We start from the raw sequence: 18,184 nt of genomic DNA on the forward strand, positions 1-18,184 counted from the left end.
CCGGACGGCGCCTCGACCAAGACATCGCATAAGGCAAACGGTGAGCCTTGCCGGTGACCGGGGCACGTCATCCGGATGAATTTTCGGCGTCGCCCGGGTGAAGCTTTTGCGACCGGATCGGATTGGCCGGCCGAGAACCCTGCAGATCAGCCGTTTTCGCGCGGGTCCGTCCGGCGCTCTTCGGGCCGCCACGATGCGGCGCTTCCGCCGAGGCGCAAAGAAGTGTCATCAGAGGTCGCTAGAGCACCGGCGACGATGCGAACGGACGACCGGTCAGGGCGTGACGCGCCCAGGGGCGCGGGGCCGTTCGCGATGAAGAGCGAGGATGTCGGACATGACGGCTGTGGAGATCAGGGGCGCCGCGGTGTTGCTGGACGACCGGCTGGAGACGGTCTCCATCCGGGTTGAGGACGGCCGGATCACCGGGCTCGACGAGCCGCGCGACGGGGCGCGAGTGATCGAAGCGCGGGGCCACATCCTGGCGCCCGCCATGGTGGACATCCACGGCGACGCCTTCGAGCGCCAGCTGATGCCGCGGCCGGGCGTGGGTCTGCCGGTGGCCCCGGCGCTGCTGGAGACCGATCGGCAGCTGGCGGCGAACGGCATCGCCACGGCGTTCCACGCCCTGACGCTCAGCTGGGAACCGGGCCTGCGCTCCGTCGACACCGGCTGGGCGGTGGTGAACGGGCTGCGCGATCTGGCGGCCCGGCTCACCGTCGAGAACCGGGTGCAGTTGCGCTGGGAGACCTTCTGCTTCGAGGCCCTGCCGTTAATCGAAGCGGCGCTCGACGGCCCGCTGGCGCCGTCGATCGCCTTCAACGACCACACGTCCATGGCGCTGCTCCACCCCTCCGTGCCGCTGCAGACGCGCCCGTTCGAGCAGGATCCGGACTTCCCCGTGGTGGACATGACGACGGCGGACTTCGCCGCCAAGATGGAGGCCCGGGCCAAGCGCTCGCACATGTCCACCACCGCCTTCGTGGACCTGATCGGCCGCATCTGGGCGCGGCGTCCGGAGGTGCCGGCCGTTGTGGAGACGGTGGCCGCCAAGGGCCGGGCGGCGAACGTCTCCATGCTCTCGCACGACGACAGCCAGATCGTGACGCGCGACTACTATCGCGGACTGGGCGCCCGGATCAGCGAGTTCCCGATGACGCGGGAAGTGGCCGAGGCGGCCCGCGCGGCCGGGGACGCGATCGTGTTCGGGGCGCCCAATGCCGCCCGCGGCGGCAGCCATCTTGGCTCGCCCGGCGCGGCTGAGATGATTGCGGCGGATCTCTGCGACATCCTGGCGTCGGACTACTACTACCCGGCCATGCTGCTCGCGGTCGCCCGCCTGCAAGCGGACGGGGTGGCGCCCCTGCCGGCGCTCTGGAAACGGGTGGCGGAAAACCCGGCGGCTGCGTCGGGCCTTCACGACCGGGGTGTCATCGCGCCGGGCAAGCGGGCCGATCTCGTGCTGATCGACTGGCCGGAGGGCGGCGTGCCGGTGATCCGGCTGACCCTGGTGGCAGGGCGCGAAGCCTACCGCGCCGTTCCGGAAGGCTGACGCGGGTTGCCGATCAGGCCGGCGGGATGGGTTCGTCCGCCGCGCCGTCGTCAAGGCCGTCGAAGGTGAACTGCACCCGGTCTCCGGCCCACACGGTCTCCGCATAGCCGATGGCCGTGCCGGAGAGGGTCACGTCGGTCTTCGTCAGCACCATCACCGGTTGGTCGGTGTGCTGGTTGAGGAGCGCGGCTTCCTCCGGGTCCGGGCGGCGGGCGAACAGGGTGGTGCGCTTGCGCACATAATCCGGGACGCCATGGTCGCGGTAGATGTCGGACACGGAGCGTCCCTTCGCCCGCTCGGCGCCAAGGTCCGGAAAGAGCGCCGCCGGGTGGAAGGAGAGGCCGAGGCTGATCGGAACCCCGTCGGCGAGAGCCCGGTTGACCAGCCGGTGCGCCGGGTCGCCCTCGGCGATCCCGAGCGCCGCCGCCACCCGTCCGCTTGCCGGCACGACATCGGCAAGGAAGAGTTCGCCCGCCGGCAGGATGCCCTGGCGCAGGAGGTTCTGCCGGAACCGGGTGCGCCGCCCGATGGTGTAGTTGATGAGCGGCGCGGCCTCCACGAAGGTGCCGCTGCCCTGCACCACCCGCAGCTTTCCCTCCACGGCCAAGGCCTGCACCGCCCGGCGCACCGAATGGCGGCCGGCCTCGAAGGCGCGGCAGAGCTCCGGCTCAGTCGGCAGGCGGGTGCCCGGCGTCAGGTCGCCGGCGGCGATCCGCGCGGCGAGCGTGTCTCTGATCACCTTCCAGGATTCCCGGCCCATGGTGCCTTCCGCGCGCGAGGGCTGCCGACGGCGGCCCGCGGGGCGGAGACCGCACGGGTCCATCGTCGGCTCCGCCCCGGCGGAAGCCCCTAGCGTCCCGCCATAACAGGCTGATGACGCGACCCGGATCAGCGGGGCGGCCGTCCAGACCCGTCGACGGCCGCCCGCACGATCGCGGCGGTCGCCGGGTCGGCGGGGAAGATGTGCTCCAGGCGGAGCGACGCCAGGCTGATGTCCTGGGGCGTGCCGAAGGTGGTGAACAGGCTGAAGAAGGCGAGTTCGCCGACAGGCGTGGCGAACCGGGTGGTCAGCACGGGCGCCGGCGGATGGCCCGGGCTCGCGCCGAGGCCGGCCGGACGGGGGCCGAGGCGGGCCTTCAGGAGAGCCGCGAACGTCTCCACCTTCGGCGTGAGGGCCGGCAGGGCGGCCGCCTCCTGGCGGAGGTGGGCGAGGAGGGCCGGTCCGACCTCGGCGAGGTTGGTCATGGACCGCACCGGTCCGTCCGGATGGGCGAGCGCGTCCAGCATGTTGAGCGGGGCGCCGGCCGGCCGATCGGCGAGGAAGGGCATCAGGAGCGTCGCGAGCCAGAGGCCGCCGCGGTTGAAGCGCACCACGGTCCATCCGGCGTCGAGCACCAGCGCCGGCATGGGGTCGTGGGCGTCGAGAAGTCCGGCGAGCGCGGCGTGCGCCTGGCGCCAAGCCGGGTCGTCCGGATCGCCCGACCCGTAGGCCGGCGCATAGCCGGCCTGGAGGAGCGCGGCGTTGCGGATGGCAAGCGGGCAGTCGATCTCCTGCAGCCAGGCGAGCAGGAGCGGGCGGCTCGGCCGCGACCGGCCGGTTTCCACGAAGCTCACGTGGCGCTGCGAGATGCCGAGCCGGAGGGCCAGGTCGAGCTGGCTGATCCGGCTCGCCTTTCTCGCCCGCTGCAAGGTGATCGGCAAGGTGTGGGTGGCGTCGTCCATGGGCCGAGAGTGACGGAGGCCCCGACCCGGTTCAATGACCTGCCAGGTAATTGCCGCCATCCGCCGGGGGCCGCAGGCTCGGTGGCGTCACCCCTCGAACGGAGGCAATCCAATGCAACGCCCGATCCTTCTCGTCACGCTCGCCGCTTTCGGCGCACTCAGCGCCGCCGCCCTCTGGCAGCATGGCTACTGGGGTTTGATCGCCCCCCATTTCCAGACGCTGGGCGGCGCCCAGGTGCTGGTGGATCTCGTCATCGCCCTCGTGCTCGTCATGGTCTGGATGGTGCGGGACGCCCGGCGCACCGGCCGCAATCCCTGGCCCTACGTGGCGCTCACCCTGGCGGCGGGCTCGTTCGGGCCGCTCGTCTACCTGATCGTCCGCCAGCCGGCGGCCAGTGCCGCCGATCCCCGGCCGGCCGGCATGGCGGACCGGGCCGGCGGGCTCGCCTGAGCGCAGCAGGGCACCCGGCCGGGCGGAGGCGTTCCGCCCGGCCGGGTGCCATGCAGGCGTGCGGGTGGGGTCAGATGGCGGTCGCGGACGGGCCGCAGATCCAGCCGGCGATGCGCCACTTCGGATGGGTCTCGGCCCACTGGGCGGCGACCTGCTGGCCGTGCACGGCGCAGGCGGTCAACTGGCCGTCGAACGGAACCCGTTCGCGGCGGCATTCGATCGGGGCGGCGGAAAGGCAGACGACGAGCACGAGGTCGATCATGATGGGGGCACCTGCGTTGGAGCAGGCTCTCCATTCCCGCTTGATCCGCTCAAGCCGCCTGCCGGTCTGTCGAGCAAACACCGGCGTCCGGCGCCGGTTCCCCGGCAGCCGATCTTCACCGGAAAGTGAGCCGGTGCCGACAGTGAAGGGAACAGGACGCCCGTGCTTCCGGTTGGCAACCATCGCCGACCCCACGAAGCCCCCGCGGATGGCTGCCCTTCATGAGCGAGACGAAGTCCTACACGGCCCTTTCCCAGCTCCTCGACGACCTTGACACGTCCTGCGCCCGGCATGACGGATCCACCATGGGAGAGGTGGTCGAGGCGCTCGGCCACAGCAGCTTCGGGCCGCTGATGCTGATCCCGGCGCTCTTCATCATCTCGCCCTTCTCCGCCCTCGTCGGCTTCGACAGCATCATGGGCGTCCTGATCGCCCTCGTGGCGGTGCAGAAGCTGTTCGGCCGCGACCACGTCTGGCTGCCGCAGACGATCCTGAAGCTGAAGCTCAGCCGGGAGAAGATGGCGAAGGGGATCCGCTTTCTCCGGCCGGTGGCCCGCTGGACCGACAAGGTGGTGCATCCGCGTCTGCGGCGGCTGGCCGAAGCGCCCTTCTCCAGGGTGATCGCGGCCATTTGCGTCGCCATCGGCATTTCCATGCCGCCGCTGGAGGTCATTCCCTTCTCCAACACCGCGGGCGCCGCGGTGGTGAGCTTCATGAGTCTCGGCCTCACCGTCCGCGACGGCTTGCTGGTCGCCATCGCGCTCGTCCTCCTCCTCATCGCGCTCGGCTTCGGTGCCTACCACTTTCTGCTCTGATCCGGTCTTGGTACGGCATGGCGGGCGGTGCCCTGCCGGACCTCCCTTGCCCATTCGCGGCCGCCGGCCCTTGCATCAACGCGGTCCGACCGCTCCCGGCTGGAGTCCTGTTCGGATTTTGAATAAAAAATTTTATATCTTCTCGTCGTGAAAGGGGGCTGCTACGGTCACTCCTGCTTCGGGAGGAGGCATTGCACCGATGATGGCGATCGCTCGCCCGACGCTTGCCCGGCAGGCGTACGAGGAAATCCAGAAGAAGATCCTGACCGGCGAACTGGCGGCCGGGACACGGATCTTCGCCGACGAACTGGCGAGCGCGCTGTCGATCAGCCCGACTCCCGTCAAGGAGGCGCTGGCGCTTCTGGAGCGCGACGGCCTCGTGGAAGGCAACGAGCGGCGTGCCTCCGTGGTCCGGCGCTTCTCGCCGTCGGACATCCGCGACGTCTACGAGGCGCGCACGATGCTGGAGCTCAACGCGGTCCGTTCGGGCGTCGCCGCGGACCGGCTGGACGATGCCTTCATCGCGCGAATGGAAGGCATCTACGAAAGCCACCGCGCTCTTCTCGGCCAACCGACGCGGGCCGTGCTCGCGGAGGTGATCAGCCTCGACCGCGACTTCCACGAGACCATCATGGCGCTCAGCGGCAATGCCGTGCTCTGCGGCTGGCACCAGACCATCCTCTGGCAGACCCAGAGCATCCGCACCTACTCGCCGGAGACCTACGACTTCGAGCGGTCGCGCGCCGAGCACGAGGCAATCCTCTCGGCGCTCCGCAGCCGGGACGTCGACCGGATCACCGCCGTGCTCGACGACCATCTGGTGAAGAGCCGCGACCACCTGCTGGCCCATGTGCCCGGCGCGGCCGCGCCCTTGCGCTAGCGCTTCTCCTCACGGTCCGCCCGGCGGGCCGTCGTCCTTCATCTCGACCCGCCGGCTGGTCCGGCGGCGTCTCAAGCATCGGTTCCGGTCCCGCTCATGAAAGCCCTCGTCATCGAAGAACTGAACCGCACCCGCATGGTCGACGTGCCGGAGGCGCAGGCTGGGGAGGGCGAGGTGCTGCTCGCAATCCGTCACGTGGGCCTCTGCGGCAGCGACCTCAACACCTACAAGGGCCTGAACCCGCTGGTGCAGCTGCCGCGCATCCCCGGCCACGAGATCGGCGGCGAGATCGTCGCGCTCGGCGCCGGCGTGCCGGCCGGCTTCGTCGTCGGCCAGCGCGCCACGGTGATGCCCTACACCAATTGCGGGCAATGCTCCTCGTGCCGGAAGGGGCGGGTGAACGCCTGCCGGTACAACCGGACTCTCGGCGTGCAGCAGGACGGCGGCCTCAAGGAGTGCATCGCCGTTCCGTACCAGAAGGTCATCCCGGTGGAGACGCTGGCGCCGCGCCACCTCGCCCTTATCGAGCCGCTCTCGGTCGGCTTCCATGCGGTGGAGCGGGGCCGGGTCCAGGCTACCGACAAGGTGCTGGTGCTCGGTTGCGGCATGATCGGCGTCGGCGCCCTCCTCGGCGCGCGCCGGCGCGGCGCAAAGGTCACCGTGCTCGACGTGTCGGCCGACAAGCTCAAGCTCGCCCGCGACCTCGGCGCGGCGGCGGTGATCGACCCCACCCGCGACACGGCCGCCGACCAGGTGAAGGCGCTCACCGACAACGACGGGTTCGACGTGGTGATCGAGGCCGTCGGCGTGCCGGAGACCTTCACCCAGGCGATCGACTTCGCCTGCTTCGCCGGCCGGGTGGTCTACATCGGCTATTGCAAGCAGCCGGTCGCCTACCAGACCCAGATGTTCAATCTGAAGGAACTCGACATCCACGGCTCGCGGAACGCGACCATCGACGACTTCAGCGCCGTCATCGGATGCCTGGAGGACATGGGGGAGACCGCCGACCGTCTGATCACCCGCACCGTGCCGTTCGCCGAGGCCGAGAGCGCGCTGCCCTTCTGGGACGCCAACCGGGCGACCTCGCTGAAGATCATGATCGAACGGACCTGAGCCCTGACGCGTGGCGGTCCGACCGGCCGGCGCCCGGTCGAAACTGCCAGCTTGGTATGGCCCATAGGGCCGGCCGCGGCCCTGCCCGTCACTCCGAGAGGCGGAGCTTGCCGACGGAATGGCCGATCGCCTCGAACACGGCGACGAGGTTGTCGGTCGCGGTCGGGAAGTAGGCGTGGCTCGTGTCGGTGGCGCAGGCCAGCATGAGGTCGCGGGTGGCCTGGTCGGCCACGTCGTAGGTGATCGTGTAGACCTCGATGCCGGCGGCCTTGGCGTGACTGCAGACCTTGGCGAGCCGGCTGTCGATCTCGGCCTTCAGGATGGCGGCGTCGCCGGTGGCGGTGCCGAGGCGCCCGGCCGCCGCGAACCCGTAGGCGGAGTACCAGGTGAGGTTCATGTTGCCGCTCGGGTACATGGTGTTGGCGCCGTCGGTCATCAGCACGATGATCTTGCGCAGGCCCATGGTGGTGTAGGCCTGCCCCTCCGTGAACGGCTCCGTCGGCGAGATCACCCGCCAGCCCCAGGCCATGCCTTCGGTGATGTCGGTGCCGCCGAGGGCCACCATGGCGTCGATCGCCGCGGTGACCGAGGCCGCGTTGTCGGTCAGCGGCAGGATGGGCGCGCTGTCGCACAGATGGTTCGGCCCCTTGTGGGTGCCGTTGGAGATGGTCTCGGCCGGCGACGTGCCGTGGTACTTGCACGTGGCCTCCTGGCGCGTCTCCAGCGACGTTGACGCGCCGAACGCGGTCGTGCAGGCGCCGCCGTCGTCCTTCAGGTAGTTGTTGATGAAGCCGGACCCGACGTCGGGCTCGTCCGGCCCGAAGGAGGGCACGAAGAGCGTATCGCCCTTGGCGGGGAGCGGTTCCTCGTCGGTGATGTCGAGGCCGTTCGGCCGGGCCTCCACGCAGCCGCGCCACGCGATCCCCGTCTGGGCATAGAGCGAGAGCCGGCCGGTCTTCTTGTCGAAGTTCTCCGAGTGGATCGACGAAGCCGCCGCGGTGTCGATCCACGGCTTGGTCTTGTTGCCGGGGCCGACGTTGACGAGACCGGCGAAGGGCACGAGGCCGTACTTCACCTTGCCGGTGGCGACGTCGTTGACCGTGGTGACGAGCGCCTTGGCGGCGTCCTTCAGGCGCGCGATCCGGCTGTTGCTGCTCATGGAGCCGGAATTGTCCAGCACCATGACGATCTCCAGGTTGTCGTTGCCTACGCGCGTTTCCGAATGCGCGGCGACGTCGATGCTGTCGATGCGGGCGATCGCCAGGAAGCTCGTCGGCACGGACGAGACCGCGGTGGCGTTGATGGACCGCTCGGTGGCGGTCTTGGAGAGGGCGGCCTCGAAAGAGGTGATCTCGTAGGCGCCGCCATAGGTGGCGTTGAGATAGGCCTCCACGATGGCCTGGGCTTCGGCCGCGTTGGTCGCCGCCGACGCGCGGCCGAGCGCCGCAAGGACCGCGTTGTCCAGCGACTCCTGGAGGCGCGCCTGCTCCCGCTTGCCGACGTTGTAGTCGATCGCGGCCCCGACCATCATGATGATGGGCACCAGAAGAATGGCGAACATCACCACCGTGGCCCCCGAACGGTTCGACCAGAATCGGGCGGCGGGAGGCAGATGCATGCGGGCCACTCACTGTCAGGACGACGCCACCTATTGCACAGCGGACTTAATGCAAGGTTCAGCCGGATAGGGGTTTGAAATAAGTAGAACTACGAAAAAGCGGACGATCGAAGCGCCAAGGGGTCCGTCCGCCGGTCCCGCCGCGGGTCTACGGTTTCGCCCGGTGTCGGTCGGCTCCAGGTCTCTTTTCGGCTGATCCATGTCGACACGGCGGCAATATGCGTTAAACTATGTGAATGGCTCGAAGAGCCGGGCGCTCTCGTCAGGTCTCCGGTCGTGTCGCGTCGAGGAGCTTGGTCCCATCCAGATCATTGCCCGACCCGTAATGCTGATTGGCCAGCGGGCCGTCTTTCGAAAGGGGAGGATAGACGATGGAGACACAGCGGATCATCGAAGCCGAGGCTCGGCGGATTGCCGCAATGAACATCGCCCGTACTCTGCAGCCGGGCGAAAGCCTGGAAGACCTGGTCGAGCGGCTGTGGCCCGTCTACGCGGCGGACCTGGCCGAGGGGGTGATCGACCGCGAAGGCCTTCGCGTCGCCTACGCGGAGAAGAGCACCGCGGCCTGAGCCTGGACGCGCAGCATCTCGATCGACCGGCCAGGATGGTTGGCCGGTCGTCGCGCCGGGTGATCCGCGTGTTGAAAGGGTGGTGCCGAGCGTTCGGCGCCTCCCCGTCCGCGTCCTAGAGGCGGCACCGGCGGCGGACGCCGTCGAACCCGACGTAGCTGTCGGTCGCGATGTCGTAGGAGCGATAGGCGGCCGTGCACGCGGCCACGTGGTCGGCGCCGGTGGTCGCGGCCGGGCGGGCCTGCACGGCGCGCTGGCGGAAGCCGAACAGGGCGGCGGTCTGGCGGTCGCCGTCGAGGCGTCGATCGCGCAGCCAGGAGCGATAGCGCTCCTCGCTCCAGCGCGTCCGGTTCGCCTCCCAGTCGTCGCAATCCCGATCGAGCGGATAGCGATCGCAGAAGTCGGCGATGTAGCGGTCACGCGCGCTCAGCGGTGCCTCGGGCACGAGGGCGACGGGACGGGGCGCGGTGGCCAGCGGTATGGCGGGGAGCGGCACGCAACCAGGACCGACGGCCAGGGCCGCCACGACGACGTACATCCACTTCACCATGTCGGTCTCCCGCCGGAGGCGCCTGCCGCGCCACGTTCCGTTCTCCCGCACGCCGTCCCAGTTTGGCGCAGCCGTGCCCGAAGGCAACCCCGCTTGGGCCGAATGGGATCCGCCATTGGGGTAAACTGATAGCGAGAATTGAGAAAGGCACGCGTTTCCAGCCGCACTGGAACGAAGCGGCGCGGGGGTCCGTTGTCGACGGCAACCACCAGTGAGGTCATCATGAACATCGGCCGTGCCACCGCCGCCGTCGTCGGCGCATTCCTTCTGGGAGGTTGCGTCTCCCAGAGCCTCACCGGCCGGCAGGTCATCGCGGTCACCGTCGCGCCGGACCGAGCGGTCTGCGACGTGGCCCGGACCGATGGCTGGCGCTACGGCCGCTACCAGGGGCCGGCGTTCGATCTCGACGTGCGCAAGAACGGCAAGCCGCTGGAGATCACCTGTCAGGCGCGGGGCTACAACCCGGCGACCGTGACGCTGGAGCCGAGCGTGAACCGGCTGGTCGCCGCCGGGTCGGTGCTTTCCGTCACCACGTTCGCCTTCGGATCGACCAACGGCAATCTCTGGCTCTACCCGGAAACCGCGTCGATCGCCCTGACCCGCTCCCGCTGATCGCACGCGCGGCTGCCGGTCGACCGCCGGCCGCGCCTCATCGGTCGAAGCGCACGGGCAGACTCATGCTGAGGCTGGACCGGCCCACGGCCGAGGGGATCGCCGGCAACGGGGACGCGCGCTGGACCATGGCGACGGCGGCTATGTCGAGCGCCGGGTCGCCGGAACTGCGGGCAACGGAGACACCGCTCACGCCCCCATCCGCCGACACGGTGAAGCGCACGGTGACGCGGGCGCCGGCCGCGGCCGAGACCGACACCGTTCGGCGCTGGCGCATGATCCGCGCCCGCACGTCGGCGCCGTAGGCCGCGAGGGCATCCGGGTCGGGGCGGCCCGATCCGGAGGCGCGCTGGCCTTCGACGGCGGTGCGCGACGGCGCCGGGGCGGCCGTCTCCACCCGGCGCGGCTTGTCCGCCACCTTGGCCGCCGGCCGCGGCCGCACCCGCCGGACGGGCTTTGCCTTGGGGGCGACGGGCGGCGCGGGCGCAACTGCCTCGGTCCCCACCGCTTCGGCCACCTCGGCTTCGGCGACCTCCGAGGGAGGCGCTTCGACCAACTCCGTCGGGACGTCGGCCGGCGTGTCTTCGACCGCCTCGGCCGGACTTTCCTCCGCAGCCTCGGCCGTCGCGGTCTCGCTCGGCTCCAGGTCCACCGCGTCGGTGGCGGTCTCGGCCGCGACCGTGGTCTCCACCGGCGCCGTTTCCACCGTCTCCGGCAGGGCTTCGGCCATGGTCTCCACGGGCACCGTGGTGGGTTCGACAGGATCGATAGCCTCGGTCGGGATCTCCGTCGGCTCCTCCGCGTCGACGCCCTCGGCGGCGATGCTCTCCACGCTTTCGGCCGGCGGCAGAGCGAGATCCGGCGGAAGGTCGATCATGACCGCGGCTTCGGGCGCCTGCACGGACGGCCCGTCGGGCGCCGATGCGAGCAGCGACAGGGCGCCCGCGCCATGAAGGGCGGCCACCAGCGTGAAGGCGCCGATCCAACGCACGGCGCCCGGTCCGGACCGGGCGGATCCGTCGAACGGCCCCGTGGAGACCGCCGTCACGGCAGCGCTCCGATGCCGGAGCCCGGCGCCGTCTCAAGGCCGACAAGGGCTATCTTGAGGTAGCCGGCGGCGCGCAACGCGTTCATGACGCCGGTGAGGTCGCCATAGAAGACGGTCTTGTCGGCGCGCAGGAAGATCCGCTCCTCGCGGTTGCCGCCCGTCCTTGCGTCGAGCGTGGTCGCGAGCGCCTCGCGGGCGACGGGGTCGTTGCCGAGGGCGAGCGACAGGTCCGCCTTGACGGTGAGGTAGACCGGTGCCTGCGGGCGCTGGGCCGCCTGGGCGGTGGAGCCGGGCAGGTCCACAGGTACGTCGACCGTGGCCAGCGGCGCCGCCACCATGAAGATGATGAGGAGCACGAGGATCACGTCGATGAAGGGTGTGACGTTGATCTCGTAGGTTTCGACGAGATCCTCGCCGTCGTCCAGGTTGCCGGCCATCGGATCACTCCGCCGCGCGGACGCGCCGCAGCGGCTGCCGGTCGAGGTCGCGCGAGACGAGCCGCTGCACCTCCGCCGCCGCGTCGGCAAGGCCCGCGCGGTAGCCGGCGATCGCGCGGGCGAAGGCGTTGTAGATCACCACCGCCGGAATCGCTGCCACCAGGCCGATGGCGGTCGCAAGCAGCGCCTCGGCGATGCCGGGCGCCACCACCGCGAGGTTGGTGGTCTGCGCCTTGGAGATGCCCACGAAGGCATTCATGATGCCCCACACGGTGCCGAACAGGCCGACGAACGGGGCCGTGGAGCCGATGGTGGCGAGGATGCCGGTGCCGCCCATCATCCGCCGTCCGGCGCCCGCCTGGATGCGATCGAGGCGGGAGGCCACGCGCTCCTTGAGGCCGGCGTTGCTGGTGTCCTCCGACGCCCGGACCTCGGCGGCGGCGGCACGGACGAACCGCGACGCCGGACTGCCGTCGAAGCCGCCGGCCTCCAGCGCGTCGGCGAGCGTTCCGGCCCGGCCGAGGCGGGCGGCCGCCCGCGCGAGCCGGCGCTTCGCCGCCATGAGTTCGAGCGCCTTCACCAGCCCGACCGTCCAAGTCAGCACGGATGCCAGCACCAGGCCGACCATCACGGACTTCACCACCCAGTCCGCGGCCATGAACATCCCGAAGGGGGAGAGGTCGTGCGGGAGCGTGGCGGTGGCCATGGGGGCGCCAGGGGCTTCGGATCCGTCGCCGAGGACCGGATCCGGCGCGGGCGCGGCCGGGGTGGCGGTCGGCCCCGCCGCCGCAGGGGCGGCTGCCGATGCGGCGGGCCGGTCCATGCGCGGCAGGGTGTCGGTGGGGGCGGGCGCGGCCGTTGCGGGCGCATCCACCGTCTGCGCCGCGGCAAGCACAGGCGCCAGCGAAAGGACGGCGGCGATGAGGACGGCGCGAAGGTGCGGCATGGGCCTTGGTCCTCTCACGGCGGTCACTTGACGAAGCGCGCGGCGGCGCGCGACGATGGCTCGATCCGCTCCACGCATCCGGCGACCGGGCCGGCGGGGGAGGCGCAGGCGACCACGTCATTCACCAGCACCCGGTCGATGGCGGTGCAGGAAAGGCCGCCGATCGGGAAGGTCTTCACCACGGTCTTGCGGCCGGGCAGCGGGCCGAACTCGGCCGCCAGCCGCTTGGCCACCACGCCGTCGCCGCCGAACACCACCAGATCGAGCTTCAGGCTCTCCAGCCGGTCGCTGCCGGCGTTCTCGGTCACCACCGTCGCCCGGCAGTCCGCGCCCGCTTCCTCCAACTTGTTGAGTTCCACCCGCAGGGGCGCGGTCTCCTGCGCGGCGGCGGGACCGCCGGCCAAGGAAACGGCGAGGAGGAGGAGAGAAGCGGCCATCCGGCCCAGGAACGCGGTCACGATGGACACCCCTTCTGGCAAGAAAACATGAGTTTCTTACTCATGAATTCGGACGGGCGCAATCGCTGATGTGCCGGACTGCCCGGCGAGGGCTGCCGTCAACGGTGGATCAGGGCCTCAGCGAGGCGGGCGCGCCGTTCTTCGGGGCGGAGCAGCACGCAGGTGGCGCAGTGCGTCTCCCCCGGCACCGTGTAGTAGCGGCAGCAGCCGCCGCGGGTGACGAACCAGTCCGCCGCCGTGGAGCCGTCCGGCCGCTCCGCCGCCACGTGCACGAAGCCGGTCTGCCCGTTGGCGAGCGGCGATCCGGGGTCGCGCAGGATGGCGAGCGCATCGGCCCTTGCCCGGTCGCCGTCGTCCAGCCCCCGGCAGACCGTCAGAAAGGCGGACGCGATGCAGTCGGCGGCGATGCGCCGCAACGCGCCCCGACCGAGCAGGCTTGCCCGGGTCATCGTCTCCACGAGCGGCCCGTGGATCGCCTCCAGCGATTGGCGAAGCCGGATCAGCCGATCGGGCGATCCGGGCGCGAGCGCCGCGGGCATGAGAAGACGCACGTGGAAGCGGGCCGCGAGCCCGGTCTCCCCGCCCATCGCCCAGGCGAAGCGTTCCCGCCGGATCGCCACCGCCGCGGGGGTGACCGCCAGGGTCTCGCCGGCAAGATGGAGGGCCACCAGGGCGAGGCAGAGGCTGTAGCTCATCCGGCCCATCAGAAAGGCCGCGGACGCCCGGCTGTTCAGGCCGGGCGTGAACACGGGCTCGTCGGCGAGCCAGGCGGCGACGGACGCGTCGTCGAGGGCGTCGAGCGCGACGTGGTCCTCGTCCGCCGCGCCGGCAGTGAGGCGCACATCGCCCGAGGCGGTGCCGAGCCGTTGGATGATCGCCAAGAGCCGATCGGCCGGATCGAGGTCCGCGTCCTGTACCGGCAGGCGGTCGGGGGGCGTCGAGAGCGCCGTCATCGGTCGGTCAGAGCGGAGAGGCAAGACGCACGGCGGGACCGAGCACAGTGACCGCCTTGCTGGGGGGATCGTCGGCACGAACGGCTCGGGGTGTCAGAGGGGTGCGCGCCAAGGTCATTCCAGGTCCGCAAGGGGCGTCACACCCTGATAAATCAAAGATGAACCCGTTCGTCAAGTTTTAAGCCGATCCCTCCCCGGGACCGTCAGATCGGCCAGACCAGGGCGATCAGCGGCACGCCGACGATCAGGACAAGCAGCGAAAGCGGCAGTCCGAGGCGCCAGTAGTCGCCGAAGCGATACCCGCCGGGGCCGAGCACCAGCATATTGCACTGGTGCCCGATCGGGGTGAGGAAATCGCAGGCCGCGCCGACGGCCACCGCCATCAGGAAGGGCTCCGGCCGATAGCCGAGGTTGATGGCGAGGCTGGCGGCGATCGGCCCGGCGACGAGCACCGTGGCGGCGTTGTTGAGGAAGGGCGTGACCGCCATGGCAACCGCCATGATCAGCGCGATGGCGCCGATCGGCGGCAGGTTGGCTGTCCCGACCGACAGCCAGCCGGAGAGGAGGTCGGTGACGCCGGTGGTCCGAAGGGCGTCCGACACCGGGATGAGGCAGGCGAGGGTGATCAGCACCGGCCCGTCGAGGGCGCCGTAGGCATCGCGCAAGCTGATGCATCGGAGCGCGATGACGAGCACCGCTGCGCCGAAGAAGGCCGTGGTCACCGGCAGCACCTGGGCGGCCATCAGGAGCATGGCGGCGCCAAGGATGGCCGCCGGCAGCCAGCCCTTGCGGCTGCGGCCGATAGTGATGGTGCGCTCGGCAAGCGGCAGGCAGCCGAGGTCGGAGAGGATGTCCGGCAGGAGCTTCAGATTGCCTTGCAGCACCACCACGTCGCCCGGCTTGAAGCGCAGGGTCTTCAGCCGCTGGTTCACCCGCGCGCCGGAGCGGCTGACGGCAAGGAGGTTCACCTGGAAACGATCGTAGAGGCGTAGCTTCTCCGGTGACCAGTCGACCATGAAGCTCGACGCCGTCACCACCGCCTCCATCACGCCGATCTCGTCGTCCGGGTCCATCTGGGCGGGGGTGCTGTCCTGCCGGGTGAGCGAGAGCCCGGTGGCGGCGACGGCGAGTTCCAGGTCGCCGGGGTCGCCCTCCATCAGCAGGTGGTCGCCCGGGTGGAGGATCTGGGTGGTGGGGTTCTGGAAGCGCTTGTGGGTGGCGCGGATCAGGGTGGTGACGCGCACATCCGCGCGCGAGTCCCGGATCATCTCCTCCACCGATCGGCCGGCGTAGGGGCTGCCTTCCGGCACCACCGCCTCGGTGGTGTAGTCGCTGATGTTGAAGCTGGTTCCGGCCGCCGCGCCGCGTCGGTCCTTCGGCAGGAGGCGCCAGCCGAACATCAGGAAGACGAGCCCGAGGAGGGCGAGGGGCAGGCCGACGGGCGCGAAGTCGAACATCCGGAACGGCTCGCCGGTGATGTCCTCGCGCAGGCGCGACACGATGATGTTGGGCGAGGTGCCGACCAGGGTCACGATGCCGCCGAGGAGCGAGGCGAACGACATCGGCATCAGGAGGTGGGAGACCGAGGTGCCGGTCTTGCGGGCGACCTGGAAGGCGGGCGGGATCAGCATCGACAACGCGCCGATGTTCTTCACCACGGCGGAGAGCACCATCACGGTGCCGGCGAGCGCGACGATCTGGGTGGTGACGGTCCCGATATAGGGCGCCACCCGCTTCAGCAGCATCTCCGTGATGCCAGAGCGGGCGATCGCGGCACTCGTCACCAGGGCGCTCGCCACGATGATGACGATGTCGTCGCCGAAGCCGGAAAAGGCGTCGTTGACCGGAACGATCCCGGTGAGGATGGCCGCCAGAAGGCCCATCAGCGCCACCACGTCGTGGCGGATCCGCCCCCACACGAAGAGCGCCATCATCACGGCGATGATGGCGATCGCAACCACCTGCATGAGTGTCAAGTCGGGCCAACTCCGTCAGGCCAGGGCATGCGCCCCGGGCGGATCAACCGCGCCGGGCCTGAGAATGCCCCAAGCCCCTGACAAGCGCCATCACCCCGTTGCGGTTCCGCCGGCCCGCGCCGGCTGGCTTCACCCGGCGTGCCGAAGACCCGGCGTCCCGATCAGATCCAGCCGGCGAGTTCCCGGCGCACCACGGCCTCGATCACGTCCATGCCGGGCTCGCTGTCGTTGAGGCAGGGGATGTGGGCGAACTTCTCGCCGCCGTTGTGAAGGAAGATCTCGCCGTTCTCCACGGCCAGTTCCTCCAGCGTCTCCAAGCAGTCGGAGACGAAGCCGGGCGCCACGATGGCCATGCGCTTCACGCCGGACTTGGCGAGCGCCTCGACGGTCTTGTCCGTGTAGGGCTGCAGCCACTCCTCCGGCCCGAAGCGCGACTGGAAGGTCACGCGCAGCTTCTCCTTCGACCAGCCGAGCCGCTCGCGCAGCAGCCGCGCCGTCTTCATGCAGTGGCAGTGGTAGGGGTCGCCCTTCATGAAGTAGCTCTTCGGGATGCCGTGGAAGGAGGTCAGCACCACCTCCGGCTCGAAGTCGAGCGTCTTCAGGTGGGTCTCGATCGAGCGGGCGAGGGCGTCGATGTAGACCGGGTCGTCGTGATAGGGCGGCACCGTGCGCACCGCCGCCTGCCAACGCTCCTTCAGCAGGAACTCGAACACCTTGTCGTTGACCGTGGCGGTGGTCGAGGCGGAGTATTGCGGGTAGAGCGGGAAGACCAGGACCCGGTCGCAGCCGGCGTCCTTCAGGGCGCGCATGCGCTCGGCGATGGACGGGTTGCCGTAGCGCATGCCCCAGTCGACCATCAGGTTCGGATGAGCCTTAAGCCGGGCGGCGAGCTTGTCGGACTGGCTTCGCGTGAAGGTGCGCAAGGGGCTCTCGTCGCGCTCCTTGTTCCAGATGCTTTCGTAGTCCTTGCCCTTCTTGCCCGGGCGGGTGTTCAGCACGATGCCGAAGAGGATCGGGTACCAGACCGCGCGGGGCCACTCGATCACCCGCTTGTCGGTGAGGAATTCCTTCAGGTAGCGCCGCATCGGCCCGTAGCTCGTCCCGTCGGGCGTGCCGAGATTGACGATGAGAACGCCCACCTTTCCGGTCGCCACGACCGGGTGGTCTGCCGGCAATTGGACCGGGGCCGGAACGGTCGGTGTGGTTCCGACGCTGATCATGTCCATCTTCGAACTCTCCAAGGTGCGTCCTGAACCGGGCTGAACCGGCTGGCGCGTCCGATGTCTTCATGCGTGGCCCGTGGCGGCGGGGCGCCGCTTCCCGGCTGACCCGATGCCGCGGACCCGGCGTCCGGACCTGTCGCGCAGCTTACGCACGATCGCCCCCGCGGGATCACACGGAGAGGGTGGCCGAGGCCGGGCGCGTTGTCAGCCGCGGTGTCCGGCACGGACGCGATCGTCCCATGACGGTTCATGTGGCGATGTGCGGTCGACGGTCAACCGCTTTCGACGGCGAGGGCCGGCGGCGCGGCGGGTTTCAATCGATGTAGTAGCGGTGCGCGATGCGAAACCAGAACTCCACTGTGGTGTTCACGATCTGGCTCATGCCGTCCAGGCTGTCGGCCTTGTTCACCACCGCGTTGGCGCCGAAGTCATAGGCCCGGCGAATGGTGTCCACGTCCGTGGAGGTGGTCAGGGTCACCACGGGCAGGGAGCGGAAGACCGGATGCCGGCGCAGTTCGGAGAGGAAGACCATCCCGTTCATCACCGGCATGTTGATATCGAGGATGATCAGGTCCGGCGTGCGGGGATCATCGATCCGGCCGACCATGTTCAGCCAGTCCAGAGCCTTCCGGCCATGCTCCATCACGGTCACGCGGAAGGAAATCGGTGCCTGGTCGAGCAGTCTCAGGATGACTCGCACGTCGTCCGGGTCGTCCTCGACGAGAAGGATGTGTGCGTCCGCGTCGGTTTCGGAGCCGGATCCCCCCCGCGTCTGGCCGTCCACTGGTGCCTCCCGACTGACCATACAGTGGTCAGTCTTCAAGCATACTCTCTCGGAAGCATGAAACCAAACGGTTGTACGCTCATGGGCGTCCGGTTCGGATGGTCATTGCTGACAAGCAAAACGCTTTTCATTGGTATAGATCTGCGGAAACGTGTTCCGGTCGGCTTCGTGCCGAACCCGTAGCTCCCCTCGCTTGGCGTTGCGGCAGAAACCTG

General features: G+C 69.8%; 20 protein-coding genes. 7 read left to right on the forward strand and 13 right to left on the reverse strand.

Translation table 11 applies throughout. The annotated features are described in order from the left end of the window. Nucleotides 1–325 precede the first annotated feature (325 nt). Nucleotides 326–1,549 carry an alpha-D-ribose 1-methylphosphonate 5-triphosphate diphosphatase gene (locus tag BUQ68_RS19800; protein ID WP_075217757.1) on the forward strand — a complete coding sequence of 408 codons (1,224 nt, stop codon included), beginning with the start codon at nt 326–328 and terminating at the stop codon, nt 1,547–1,549. Nucleotides 1,550–1,562: 13 nt separating this feature from the next. Here BUQ68_RS19800 and phnF read toward each other — a convergent pair whose 3' ends face one another. Together phnF and BUQ68_RS19810 are read right to left on the reverse strand one after the other, a co-directional pair. Continuing rightward, nucleotides 1,563–2,309: a phosphonate metabolism transcriptional regulator PhnF gene (gene phnF / locus BUQ68_RS19805; RefSeq protein WP_075217758.1), complete on the reverse strand. Its 747-nt coding sequence runs from the start codon at nt 2,307–2,309 to the stop codon at nt 1,563–1,565. A 128-nt stretch (nt 2,310–2,437) separates the two neighbouring features. Further along, on the reverse strand, nt 2,438–3,271 hold the full coding sequence (locus tag BUQ68_RS19810; protein WP_075217759.1) for a helix-turn-helix domain-containing protein: 834 nt from the start codon (nt 3,269–3,271) through the stop codon (nt 2,438–2,440). A 112-nt stretch (nt 3,272–3,383) separates the two neighbouring features. Here BUQ68_RS19810 and BUQ68_RS19815 point away from each other — a divergent pair, with 112 nt between their 5' ends. Next, complete coding sequence (locus BUQ68_RS19815) at nt 3,384–3,722, forward strand: DUF2834 domain-containing protein (RefSeq protein WP_075217760.1); 339 nt, start codon at nt 3,384–3,386, stop codon at nt 3,720–3,722. Nucleotides 3,723–3,792: 70 nt separating this feature from the next. Here the strand turns inward: BUQ68_RS19815 and BUQ68_RS19820 are convergent, their stop codons facing one another. Then, nucleotides 3,793–3,984, reverse strand: coding sequence for a hypothetical protein (locus tag BUQ68_RS19820; protein WP_075217761.1), 192 nt, complete (start codon nt 3,982–3,984; stop codon nt 3,793–3,795). Nucleotides 3,985–4,205: 221 nt separating this feature from the next. Between BUQ68_RS19820 and BUQ68_RS19825 the strand changes: the two genes are divergently transcribed. From BUQ68_RS19825 to BUQ68_RS19835, 3 genes are all read left to right on the forward strand, one after another. Continuing rightward, the gene (locus tag BUQ68_RS19825; RefSeq protein ID WP_075217762.1) at nt 4,206–4,799 is read left to right on the forward strand and encodes an exopolysaccharide biosynthesis protein; all 594 of its coding nucleotides are present in this window, start codon (nt 4,206–4,208) and stop codon (nt 4,797–4,799) included. Between the two features lie 199 nt (nt 4,800–4,998). Next, nucleotides 4,999–5,679 carry a GntR family transcriptional regulator gene (locus tag BUQ68_RS19830; protein ID WP_075217763.1) on the forward strand — a complete coding sequence of 227 codons (681 nt, stop codon included), beginning with the start codon at nt 4,999–5,001 and terminating at the stop codon, nt 5,677–5,679. A gap of 96 nt (nt 5,680–5,775) precedes the next feature. Beyond that, complete coding sequence (locus BUQ68_RS19835) at nt 5,776–6,795, forward strand: zinc-binding alcohol dehydrogenase family protein (RefSeq protein WP_075217764.1); 1,020 nt, start codon at nt 5,776–5,778, stop codon at nt 6,793–6,795. A gap of 88 nt (nt 6,796–6,883) precedes the next feature. Here BUQ68_RS19835 and BUQ68_RS19840 read toward each other — a convergent pair whose 3' ends face one another. Further along, nucleotides 6,884–8,413, reverse strand: coding sequence for a TadE/TadG family type IV pilus assembly protein (locus BUQ68_RS19840; RefSeq protein WP_075217765.1), 1,530 nt, complete (start codon nt 8,411–8,413; stop codon nt 6,884–6,886). A 371-nt stretch (nt 8,414–8,784) separates the two neighbouring features. On the opposite strand from BUQ68_RS19840, the gene BUQ68_RS19845 reads away from it, so the two are divergent. Next, nucleotides 8,785–8,982, forward strand: coding sequence for a hypothetical protein (locus BUQ68_RS19845; protein ID WP_075217766.1), 198 nt, complete (start codon nt 8,785–8,787; stop codon nt 8,980–8,982). A 115-nt stretch (nt 8,983–9,097) separates the two neighbouring features. Here the strand turns inward: BUQ68_RS19845 and BUQ68_RS24020 are convergent, their stop codons facing one another. After that, complete coding sequence (locus tag BUQ68_RS24020; RefSeq protein WP_075217767.1) at nt 9,098–9,532, reverse strand: BA14K family protein; 435 nt, start codon at nt 9,530–9,532, stop codon at nt 9,098–9,100. Between the two features lie 222 nt (nt 9,533–9,754). Between BUQ68_RS24020 and BUQ68_RS19855 the strand changes: the two genes are divergently transcribed. Continuing rightward, entirely contained in the window at nt 9,755–10,144 is a 390-nt protein-coding gene (locus BUQ68_RS19855) for a hypothetical protein (RefSeq protein ID WP_139315282.1), read from the forward strand. Nucleotides 10,145–10,181: 37 nt separating this feature from the next. Here BUQ68_RS19855 and tolA read toward each other — a convergent pair whose 3' ends face one another. The 8 genes from tolA to BUQ68_RS19895 form a co-directional block, all read right to left on the reverse strand. Continuing rightward, the gene (tolA, locus tag BUQ68_RS19860; RefSeq protein WP_075217769.1) at nt 10,182–11,192 is read right to left on the reverse strand and encodes a TonB family protein; all 1,011 of its coding nucleotides are present in this window, start codon (nt 11,190–11,192) and stop codon (nt 10,182–10,184) included. Further along, complete coding sequence (gene exbD, locus BUQ68_RS19865) at nt 11,189–11,629, reverse strand: TonB system transport protein ExbD (RefSeq protein WP_075217770.1); 441 nt, start codon at nt 11,627–11,629, stop codon at nt 11,189–11,191. Before exbD ends, tolA begins: the two co-directional genes overlap by 4 nt. Nucleotides 11,630–11,633: 4 nt before the next feature. Continuing rightward, nucleotides 11,634–12,575 carry a tonB-system energizer ExbB gene (gene exbB / locus BUQ68_RS19870; protein WP_075217771.1) on the reverse strand — a complete coding sequence of 314 codons (942 nt, stop codon included), beginning with the start codon at nt 12,573–12,575 and terminating at the stop codon, nt 11,634–11,636. A 23-nt stretch (nt 12,576–12,598) separates the two neighbouring features. After that, nucleotides 12,599–13,033: a Tat pathway signal protein gene (locus BUQ68_RS19875; RefSeq protein WP_210215664.1), complete on the reverse strand. Its 435-nt coding sequence runs from the start codon at nt 13,031–13,033 to the stop codon at nt 12,599–12,601. A gap of 98 nt (nt 13,034–13,131) precedes the next feature. Beyond that, a complete protein-coding gene (locus BUQ68_RS19880; RefSeq protein WP_075217772.1) occupies nt 13,132–13,986 on the reverse strand; it encodes a (2Fe-2S)-binding protein in 855 nt (284 codons plus the stop codon). A 203-nt stretch (nt 13,987–14,189) separates the two neighbouring features. Continuing rightward, entirely contained in the window at nt 14,190–15,962 is a 1,773-nt protein-coding gene (locus BUQ68_RS19885) for an SLC13 family permease (protein WP_075217773.1), read from the reverse strand. A 161-nt stretch (nt 15,963–16,123) separates the two neighbouring features. Continuing rightward, nucleotides 16,124–17,182, reverse strand: coding sequence for a ferrochelatase (hemH, locus tag BUQ68_RS19890; RefSeq protein WP_075217801.1), 1,059 nt, complete (start codon nt 17,180–17,182; stop codon nt 16,124–16,126). A gap of 316 nt (nt 17,183–17,498) precedes the next feature. Further along, nucleotides 17,499–17,969, reverse strand: a complete 471-nt coding sequence (locus BUQ68_RS19895; RefSeq protein WP_175577865.1) for a response regulator — start codon at nt 17,967–17,969, stop codon at nt 17,499–17,501. Nucleotides 17,970–18,184 lie beyond the last annotated feature (215 nt).

This window comes from Mongoliimonas terrestris (assembly GCF_001927285.1).
Lineage (GTDB): Bacteria > Pseudomonadota > Alphaproteobacteria > Rhizobiales > Pleomorphomonadaceae > Chthonobacter > Chthonobacter terrestris.

What these genes read in the sequence shown, in the direction of transcription:
- BUQ68_RS19855 (WP_139315282.1), top strand. Translation starts at nt 9,755, where the DNA reads ATGAACATCGGCCGTGCCACCGCCGCCGTCGTCGGCGCATTCCTTCTG.
- BUQ68_RS19820 (WP_075217761.1), bottom strand. Translation starts at nt 3,984, where the DNA reads ATGATCGACCTCGTGCTCGTCGTCTGCCTTTCCGCCGCCCCGATCGAA.
- exbB (WP_075217771.1), bottom strand. Translation starts at nt 12,575, where the DNA reads ATGCCGCACCTTCGCGCCGTCCTCATCGCCGCCGTCCTTTCGCTGGCG.
- BUQ68_RS19815 (WP_075217760.1), top strand. Translation starts at nt 3,384, where the DNA reads ATGCAACGCCCGATCCTTCTCGTCACGCTCGCCGCTTTCGGCGCACTC.
- BUQ68_RS24020 (WP_075217767.1), bottom strand. Translation starts at nt 9,532, where the DNA reads ATGGTGAAGTGGATGTACGTCGTCGTGGCGGCCCTGGCCGTCGGTCCT.
- BUQ68_RS19825 (WP_075217762.1), top strand. Translation starts at nt 4,206, where the DNA reads ATGAGCGAGACGAAGTCCTACACGGCCCTTTCCCAGCTCCTCGACGAC.
- BUQ68_RS19830 (WP_075217763.1), top strand. Translation starts at nt 4,999, where the DNA reads ATGATGGCGATCGCTCGCCCGACGCTTGCCCGGCAGGCGTACGAGGAA.
- hemH (WP_075217801.1), bottom strand. Translation starts at nt 17,182, where the DNA reads ATGATCAGCGTCGGAACCACACCGACCGTTCCGGCCCCGGTCCAATTG.
- BUQ68_RS19835 (WP_075217764.1), top strand. Translation starts at nt 5,776, where the DNA reads ATGAAAGCCCTCGTCATCGAAGAACTGAACCGCACCCGCATGGTCGAC.
- phnF (WP_075217758.1), bottom strand. Translation starts at nt 2,309, where the DNA reads ATGGGCCGGGAATCCTGGAAGGTGATCAGAGACACGCTCGCCGCGCGG.
- BUQ68_RS19845 (WP_075217766.1), top strand. Translation starts at nt 8,785, where the DNA reads ATGGAGACACAGCGGATCATCGAAGCCGAGGCTCGGCGGATTGCCGCA.
- BUQ68_RS19800 (WP_075217757.1), top strand. Translation starts at nt 326, where the DNA reads ATGTCGGACATGACGGCTGTGGAGATCAGGGGCGCCGCGGTGTTGCTG.
- BUQ68_RS19880 (WP_075217772.1), bottom strand. Translation starts at nt 13,986, where the DNA reads ATGACGGCGCTCTCGACGCCCCCCGACCGCCTGCCGGTACAGGACGCG.
- BUQ68_RS19810 (WP_075217759.1), bottom strand. Translation starts at nt 3,271, where the DNA reads ATGGACGACGCCACCCACACCTTGCCGATCACCTTGCAGCGGGCGAGA.
- exbD (WP_075217770.1), bottom strand. Translation starts at nt 11,629, where the DNA reads ATGGCCGGCAACCTGGACGACGGCGAGGATCTCGTCGAAACCTACGAG.
- BUQ68_RS19840 (WP_075217765.1), bottom strand. Translation starts at nt 8,413, where the DNA reads ATGCATCTGCCTCCCGCCGCCCGATTCTGGTCGAACCGTTCGGGGGCC.